Annotated in this window: 5 protein-coding genes; all 5 read left to right on the plus strand. The window is 64.1% G+C overall.

Annotated features, from left to right (window positions below; genetic code table 11):
- Positions 1-127 precede the first annotated feature (127 nt).
- Positions 128-1,432: an aromatic ring-hydroxylating oxygenase subunit alpha gene (locus AC50X7_RS13650; protein ID WP_494979499.1), complete on the plus strand. Its 1,305-nt coding sequence runs from the start codon at positions 128-130 to the stop codon at positions 1,430-1,432.
- Positions 1,429-2,844, plus strand: coding sequence for a ferredoxin reductase (locus AC50X7_RS13655; RefSeq protein ID WP_494979500.1), 1,416 nt, complete (start codon positions 1,429-1,431; stop codon positions 2,842-2,844). Before AC50X7_RS13650 ends, AC50X7_RS13655 begins: the two co-directional genes overlap by 4 nt.
- Positions 2,845-3,102: 258 nt before the next feature.
- Positions 3,103-5,043: a BCCT family transporter gene (locus tag AC50X7_RS13660; RefSeq protein ID WP_494979501.1), complete on the plus strand. Its 1,941-nt coding sequence runs from the start codon at positions 3,103-3,105 to the stop codon at positions 5,041-5,043.
- A gap of 9 nt (positions 5,044-5,052) precedes the next feature.
- Positions 5,053-6,006, plus strand: coding sequence for a formyltetrahydrofolate deformylase (purU, locus tag AC50X7_RS13665; protein ID WP_494979502.1), 954 nt, complete (start codon positions 5,053-5,055; stop codon positions 6,004-6,006).
- 39 nt (positions 6,007-6,045) lie between these two features.
- Positions 6,046-8,553: a GcvT family protein gene (locus AC50X7_RS13670; RefSeq protein WP_494979503.1), complete on the plus strand. Its 2,508-nt coding sequence runs from the start codon at positions 6,046-6,048 to the stop codon at positions 8,551-8,553.
- The last annotated feature ends 138 nt before the right edge of the window (positions 8,554-8,691 follow it).

Raw genomic sequence — 8,691 nt, forward strand, 5'->3', positions numbered from 1 at the left:
CTTGCGCTTTTGTTGCAGCTCTTGTGACTCTAATCTCATTACTACAAGTTCTTCGACCATGTCGGTAGCATCCGCGCACCCGTGGCCAACGCTACACCCACTACCCATGCCTCCCGGGAGGAAACCCATGACTGCTCCAGTGAACGTGCCCCTCAATACACGCGGAAAAATCGCTGCATCCTTGCCTGGCGAGCAGCTGGCAGAAATTACCGCCTTGTTTGAGTTCCGGCGCACCGGCTACTCCCTCGACGCCCCCTTCTACACCGATGCCTCGATCTTCAAGATCGACATGGAGGCCATTTTCGGCCAGCACTGGATCTATGCCGCCAGCACCGCGGAACTGCCGGAGCCGGGCGACTACGTAACCGTCGACTACGGGCCCTACTCCCTGATTGTGCTGCGCAACGACGACGGCGGCGTCAACGTCCTGCACAACGTATGCCGCCACCGCGGCGCACGTGTTCTCACCGAAGCTGCCGGATCAACCGGAAACCTGGTCTGCGGCTACCACTCCTGGACCTACTCCCCGGAGGGCAACCTGATCCATGCCTCCGCGCCGGGGGAAACGAAGTTCGACAAGAGCTGCTTCGGTCTCAAGCGCGCCCACGGCCGCGAGGTCGCAGGACTGATCTTCGTCTGCATTGCGGATGAACCGCCGACGGACTTCGACGAAACCGCAAAGATCTTCGAGCCCTACCTCGCGCCCCACGATCTTTCGAAAACCAAAATCGCGTACCAGCAGAACATCATTGAAGAAGGCAACTGGAAGCTCGTCATGGAGAACAACCGTGAGTGCTACCACTGCGACGGCCACCCTGAGCTCGCCTGCTCCCTCTTCCCCACCTGGGGCCTGACGGAGGGCCTGATCCCGACTCATCTTGAGGAAGTGTGGGACCGGAACAAGGAGGCCGAGTCGTCCCTCGAGGAGCGTTGCCGCCGCTACGGTCTTCCCTACGAGGTTGTGGAGCAGCTCGACACGCGCATCGCGGGAATCCGCATCTCACGGGAGCCACTCGATGGAGAGGGTGAGTCGTTCTCCGCCGACGGGCGCCGGCTTTCCAAAAAGCTGCTTGGGGACTTGCCCGATTTCCGCCTTGGCCGCTGCTCGATGCACCTGCAGCCCAACAGCTGGTTCCATTTCCTCGGAGACCATGTCATCACGTTCGGCGTCTTCCCCATCAACGAACACCAGAGCCTCGTACGCACCACTTGGCTGGTAGCTGATGACGCGGTGGAAGGCGTCGACTACGACCTGGAGAAGCTCACCTACACCTGGAAGCAGACGAACCTGCAGGACAAGGCGTTCGTCGAGCTCTGCCAGCAGGGTGCCGGCAGTCCCGCCTACGAGCCCGGCCCGTACATGAAGAGCGAATACCAGGTGGAGGCATTCATCAACTGGTACGTGCAGCGCGTGCAGGAGCACTTGGCATGATTGAACTCCTCACTGAAACGGCAATCCAGGAACCACAGCGCATTCGCGGTCTTGAGATGCCGTGGAACAGGGTGATGGGAAGCACTGAGACACCTGCCCGGGCAGCCCGTGCATTGGGCCCATGGCATCCCCAGGAGTTCATGGCCGAATGCGTCGAGACGGTTCCCGAGGCCGGCGCCATGATGACCTTCGTGTTCCGCCGCTGCGACGGCGCGCCCCTGGCGTTTCGTGCGGGCCAGTACGTGAACGTCGCCTTTCCCGTAAATGGTGAGGACCAGGAACCGGTGGACCGCAGCTACTCGCTGTCCAGTTCGCCCACCGAGCCGTGGACCTTCAGCATTACCGTCAAGTGCGACTCCACGGGACTGGTATCGCCATGGGTACACGAGAACGTCAAGCCCGGCACCGTCCTTGAGATGTTGGGACCGGTGGGAGCATTCCACCTGCCCGATGCCGACCGGCGGGCGCGATACCTTTTGCTTGCCGCCGGCGCAGGCATCACTCCCATCATGTCCATGGTGCGGACCATCCACTCCCTGCCTGGACACGCCGATGTTGTGGTGCTGTACCACGGCTCAGATGCTGGCGGCTTTGCCTTCCACCGGGAATTGGCCTATATCGCCTCCGTAGACTCGCGCGTCAAGGTTTACTACTCCCTGGGCGACCGCAGTGCGCCGGAGGGGTGGGAAGGACTCAGCGGAAGGCTGACGGCGGCAATGCTCGAGGAGGTGGCTCCGGACGCCAACGGGCGCCAGGTGTACGCGTGTGGCCCTGAGGGTTACCTGAACACCGCCACCGAGCTCCTCACGAAGGTCGGTGTCGACGACACTTCCATCTACATGGAGTTCTTCTCCGGAGACCGCCAGACACTCCTTGAATACCAGGCGGAGGTGGCACTTGCAGCCGACGTCGCGGAGGAAATTGCCGAGGAAATCGCAGAATCCGCGGAGGACTACTACGAAAGCCAGCCCGCCGCGTTCGGGCTCTACGAGCCTGGCTACGACGCCGACGGAACTCTGCAGGCCTCGGGGCTGCCGCTGGAAATCAGCGACCCGGACAAGCCCGGCTCCGACCCCTCTGCCGACAGTCCGGGCGTGGAGCCGGAAGCCGCTTCCCCTGATGCCTCAAGCTTCGACACGGTGGGAACAGGCAGCCTCACCATGTCCTTCATGCGCACCGGCATCAATGTGCGGATCGACCCCACCGAGCGAATCCTCGAGGTTGCCCAGCGCGCCGGCGTCAGGATTGGCGCGAACTGCAAGGAAGGCATGTGCGGCTCCTGCAAGGTCGTCAAGCTTTCAGGGGAGGTCGAGATGAACCACCAGGGCGGGATCAGGGCGCGGGAAATCTCTGCAGGCAAGTTCCTGCCCTGCTGCTCTATTGCGCAGACGGACCTGGTGATCGATGCCTAGCCCCTGTTCCGGTCCACCGTCAAGGCGCGGCCGGAAACCGAGAAATAGAGCTTAAGAGTTCAGAAAAACCTTGACACCAGACTGTGATCCGAGCCACTCTGTTGCTTATTGCGAGACGTGTTGATCTTTACGGAACAGCCGCCACGATGGAAGCAAAGCTGACCTTGATTACTGAATACCAGGAAGCCCGATCTTCCGCCCGGCTTGGGGACGCCGGAGTACAGCGCCACCCCATGAATCCGAACTAAGGACTTGCTCATGGCTTTAAACAGTGAAACCCGTCCGGACAACGACGTCCGGCCCGAACCGGATCCCCAGCCGGTCTCCCACCATCCGGAGGCCGAGGTGGAGGACACCGAACAGATCATGCAGGAACTCCGCCAAGGCCGTGCTGAACAGGCCGTGGCAGAGCGCCGAAACCGGAAGCTCACCCTGGACAAGGTCACCTTCGGCATCACCGGGGTCCTCGCCCTGGCCTTTGTTGCCTGGGGCTTCATGGGCCGGGACAGCCTGTCCTCCACCTCAACGCTCGCCCTTGACTGGGTCATGGAATACACCGGCTGGCTCTTTATGGTCCTGGCCTCGTTGTTTGTTGTTTTTGTCCTGTGGCTCGCCCTGGGCAAGTGGGGCAACATCCCGCTGGGCAAAGACGGCGAAAAGCCCGAGTTCCGGACGGTTTCATGGGTTGCCATGATGTTCGCGGCCGGCATGGGCATCGGCCTGATGTTCTACGGCGTGGCCGAGCCGCTCTACCACTTTGTCTCCCCGCCGCCGGGAACTGTGGACGGGCGGACGCCCGCGGCCATCCAGACGGCCATGGCCACCTCCATCTTCCACTGGACCCTTCACCCCTGGGCCATGTACGCCGTCGTCGGAATTGCCATGGCCTACGGCACCTACCGCCTCGGCCGCCGGCAGCTTATCTCCGCAGCGTTTACGTCCCTGTTCGGCATCAGGACCGTGGAAGGGCCGGTAGGCAAGTTCATCAACATCCTGGCGATCTTTGCCACGCTGTTCGGCACGGCGGCTTCCCTCGGCCTCGGCGCACTCCAAATCGGCAGCGGAATGACTTCCAACGGGTGGATCAGCGAAACCGGCACACCTGTCCTGGTGGCCATCGTCGCCATCCTGACCGCCTGTTTCGTGGCCTCGGCTATTTCCGGCATCAGCCGTGGCATCCAATGGCTGTCCAACATCAACATGGTCCTGGCCGTGATCCTGGCGCTGATCGTTTTCGTCGCCGGGCCCACCCTGTTCATCCTCAACCTCATCCCCGCTGCGGTAGGGGATTACGCCAGGGACCTCGCCGAAATGTCCTCGCGGACTGAAGCCGTAGGCGACGAAGCGCTGCGGACCTGGTTGTCCGGCTGGACCATCTTCTACTGGGCCTGGTGGGTGTCCTGGACGCCCTTCGTGGGAATGTTCATCGCCCGCATCAGCCGCGGCCGCACTATCCGCCAGTTCGTCACCGGCGTCCTGCTGGTCCCGAGTGTGGTCAGCGTCATCTGGTTCGGCATCTTTGGCGGCACGGCCTTCCACGTCCAGCAGGAGGCAGACAAGGCCGGTACCCCGGGCCTGGTGTCCATGGCCAGCGGATCACCGTCCATCAACTTCGACGGAGCATTGTTCGACCTGGTGAAGAACATGTCCATGCCTGCCTGGCTGACCGGAGCGGTCATTGTCCTGGCCATGGTCCTGGTGGCCATCTTCTTCATCACCGGAGCGGATTCGGCGTCCATCATCATGGCGTCCCTGAGCTCCAACGGATCCTCTGACCCGAAGCGCGGCCTGATCATCTTCTGGGGCCTGTTGACGGGTGCAGTAGCTGCGGTGATGATGCTGGCCGGCGGCGACGAACCATCCGAGGCGCTCTCCGGCCTGCAGCGCATCACCATTGTGGCGGCCCTGCCGTTCGTGCTGGTCATGCTGCTGCTGTGCTTCGCCTTGGTCAAGGACCTGCGGCGGGATCCGCTGTCCCTGCGACGGCGGCTGGCTGACTCGGTGGTGGAGCGCGCCATCCGCACGGGCGTGGACCAGCACGGCGGCGCCCAGTTTGACCTCGTGACAAAGCATGAATGCGGTGAACACTGTTCAGAAGACACTCCGTGCCCCGGCAATGCCAGTACGGCCGGCTCCACCGCAGTCGTTTCCACTCCGGCGGATTCCGCCATCACCACCAAGCACACGCAAGCACCCTAGGAGCACACCATGACTATCCTTCTCGAGAGCCGCCCGCCAGGCAGCGCCACCGCCGCAGCTGGCGCAGCCACGACGGCCCCCGCAACACGTCCCGCGCAGTTCGTCCTTACCCTGTCCTGCCCCGAGAAGCCCGGCATCGTGCGGGCGGTGACCGCGTTCCTGGCGGACCGCGGCTTCGATATCGTGGAGCACCAGCAGTTCGACGACCACGTCAGCGGGAACCTGTACCTGCGGACCGCTTTCACCCTTGGTTCCGACCTCCACCAGGAAAACGGGCTCAACCACCATGACGTGGACATCCTGACGGCAGCCTTCGGCCCCATCGCAGCCGAGTTCGGCATGAACTTCACCATCAATGACGGCAGGCCGCAGCGGCTGCTGGTGATGGTCTCAAAGTTCGGGCACTGCCTCAACGACCTCATTTTCCGGTGGCAAGCCGGAAGCCTCGGCGCGGAGATCGCCGTCGTGGTTTCCAACCATGAGGACCTGCGCCCCATGGCGGAGGCCGCCGGACTGCCCTTCATCCATGTTCCGGTTACGGCCGGCACCAAGCCCGAGGCGGAAGCCCGGCTGCTGGAACTAGTGGAGGAGTACAACGCCGACCTGGTGGTCCTGGCCCGTTACATGCAGGTGCTGTCCAACGAACTGTGCACCAGCCTCCGGGGCCGGGCCATCAACATCCACCACTCGTTCCTGCCCGGCTTCAAGGGCGCCAAGCCGTACCACCAGGCCTACGACCGCGGCGTAAAGCTCGTCGGCGCCACCGCCCACTACGTCACGGCGGACCTTGATGAAGGACCCATCATCGAGCAGGAGGTGTTCCGGGTGGACCACAGCCTGGACGCGGATGCCCTGGTGACCGTGGGCCGGGACGCCGAAACACAGGCGCTTGCCCGGGCCGTGAAATGGCACTGCCAGCACCGGGTCCTGCTCAATAACACCCGCACCGTCGTCTTCCGCTAACGCCAACGCCTCTTACGCAAAAACAGGAGAAACACACCCATGAGCGCATCACCACGCGTTGTCATTATCGGCGCCGGCATTGTCGGAACCAACCTTGCCGACGAACTCTCCACCCGCGGCTGGACCAACATCACGGTGGTGGAACAGGGCCCGCTGGAACTTGCCGGCGGCTCCACGTCGCATGCGCCGGGCCTGGTGTTCCAGAACAACCAGTCGCGGACCATGACCGAATTCGCCACCTACACGGTGAACAAGCTGCTGGCCCTGAGCAAGGACGGCGAGTCCTGCTTCAACCAGGTGGGCGGCCTGGAGCTGGCAACCACCCCCGAACGCCTGGCCGACCTCAAGCGCAAGATGGGCGTGATGACCTCCTGGGGCGTCGAAAGCCGGATAGTCGACGCCGACGAATGCGAAAAGATTTACCCCCTCCTGAACACCGGCACGCTCACCGGCGGCCGCGAAGTCCTGGGCGGATTGCTCATCCCCACCGACGGCCTGGCCCTGGCCGCCCGTGCGGTGCAGCTGCTGATCGAGCGCTCCAGCGAGCGCGGGGTGACCTTCCTCGGCTCCACTAAGGTGACCGGCATCGCCCAGGAGGGCGGCAAGGTGACCGGCATCGAAACCGACAACGGGCTGATCCCGGCGGACATCGTGGTGTCATGCGCTGGTTTCTGGGGCCGTGAACTCGGCAAGATGGTGGGCCTCGAAGTCCCGCTGCTGCCGCTGGGCCACCAGTACGCCGTGACCACCCCGCTGCCCGAACTTGAGGGCGTCAACGAGCTTCCCAAGGGTGCCAGCAAGCCCATCCTGCGCTACCAGGACAAGGACCTGTACTACCGCGAATGGGGCAACCGGATTGGTATCGGCAGCTACGCCCACCGCCCCATGCCGGTGGACATGTCCGCCCTGCCGAAGGTCGCCGCGGAGGAAATGTCGGACCACCGCATGCCCTCCCGCCTGGAGTTCACCCTGGAAGACTTCCTGCCCGCTTGGGAGGACAGCCAGGACCTGCTGCCGGCGCTGCGCAGCTCCGCGATCGAGGACGGCTTCAACGGCATCTTCTCCTTCACCCCCGACGGCGGCCCGCTCATGGGCGAGGCACCCGACCTCGAAGGCCTGTTCGTGGCCGAAGCCGTCTGGGTCACGCACTCGGCTGGCGTGGCCAAGGCAATGGCGGAACTGCTGGTGGAAGGCCGGTCCCGCACGGACCTGCACGGCTGCGAGCTGACCCGCTTCGAGAAGGTGCAGACCTCCGACGCGTATGTCAGCGAGACGTCCCAGCAGAACTTCGTGGAAATCTACGACGTCATGCACCCGCTGCAGCCCAGGGAATCCCCGCGGGACCTGCGCGTCAGCCCGTTCAACGTACGGCAGAAGGAGCTGGGGGCGTTCTTCCTGGAGTCCGCCGGCTGGGAGCGGCCGCACTGGTTCGAGGCCAACCGCGGCCTGCTCGAGGATCTGCCGGAGGAGTGGCAGACGCCGGAGCGGGACGCCTGGTCCGCCCTGTTCTCGTCCCCCATCTCGGCGGCCGAGGCGTGGAAGACGCGTACCGCCGTCGGACTTTTCGACATGACGCCGCTGAAGCGGCTGTCCGTGGTTGGCCCGGGTGCTCAGGCGCTGCTGCACCGTCTTAGCACGGGCAACATCGCCAAGAAGCCGGGTGCCGTGACGTACTGCCTGCTCCTGGAGCACGACGGCGGCATCCGCAGTGACGTGACCGTGGCACGGTTGGCGGAGGAGGAATTCCAGCTGGGCGTGAACAGCAATGTGGACTTCGACTACCTCCGGGTGGAGGCCCGTAAGCAGTCTGCTACGGATCCTGCCCAGTGGGCGCACGTTTCGGACATCACCGGCAGCACCTGCTGCATCGGCCTGTGGGGGCCGCTGGCGCGCGAAGTCATTGGTAAGGTCAGCTCCGACGACCTGACCAACGACGGCCTGAAGTACTTCCGGACCAAGGAAATCTCCGTGGGCGGCATCCCCGTCACCGCCATGCGGCTGTCCTACGTGGGTGAACTCGGCTGGGAGCTCTACACCACCGCCGAGTACGGGTTGAAGCTGTGGGACCTGCTGTTCGAGGCGGGCCGGGAGCACGGCATCATTGCTGCCGGCCGTGGGGCGTTCAACAGCATGCGGCTCGAGAAGGGCTACCGGCTGTGGGGCACGGACATGACCTCAGAGCACCACCCCTACGAGTCCGGCCTGGGCTTCTCCGTGGCCAAGGACAAGACCGGCTTTGTGGGCGCCGAGGCCCTCGCTGAGCGCAAGGAGCAGCCTGCCACCCGGGCGCTGCGGTGTCTGACGGTCGACGACGGCACGTCCCTGGTGCTGGGCAAGGAGCCGGTGTACGTGGATGGCACAGCAGTTGGCTACGTCACCAGCGCGGCTTACGGCTACTCGGTCCGCAAGCCGATTGCGTACGCCTGGCTGCCGGCTTCGGTTTCCGAGGGCGACGCCGTCGAGGTCGAGTACTTCGGAAAGCGCATCGCCGCCACCGTCTCGGCCGAACCGCTGTTCGACCCGGGTATGGAGCGGCTCCGCGGCTGACCGGCCTGTCCGCTGGTTGAGCCTGCGGTCACCGCCTACAACGAAGGCCTGGCGGCTTGGGGAGGTTCCCAGCCCGCAGGGCCTCCCCATGTTCCGACCCAGAAACCTCCATTTGTGGCCTCTTTCCCAGAAGCCTCC

The sequence above is a fragment of the Pseudarthrobacter sp. Hb11 genome (genome assembly GCF_059383655.1).

Bases quoted from the DNA above. Each gene is read 5' to 3' on its own strand.
- AC50X7_RS13650 (WP_494979499.1), top strand. From the start codon at position 128: ATGACTGCTCCAGTGAACGTGCCCCTCAATACACGCGGAAAAATCGCT.
- AC50X7_RS13655 (WP_494979500.1), top strand. From the start codon at position 1,429: ATGATTGAACTCCTCACTGAAACGGCAATCCAGGAACCACAGCGCATT.
- AC50X7_RS13660 (WP_494979501.1), top strand. From the start codon at position 3,103: ATGGCTTTAAACAGTGAAACCCGTCCGGACAACGACGTCCGGCCCGAA.
- purU (WP_494979502.1), top strand. From the start codon at position 5,053: ATGACTATCCTTCTCGAGAGCCGCCCGCCAGGCAGCGCCACCGCCGCA.
- AC50X7_RS13670 (WP_494979503.1), top strand. From the start codon at position 6,046: ATGAGCGCATCACCACGCGTTGTCATTATCGGCGCCGGCATTGTCGGA.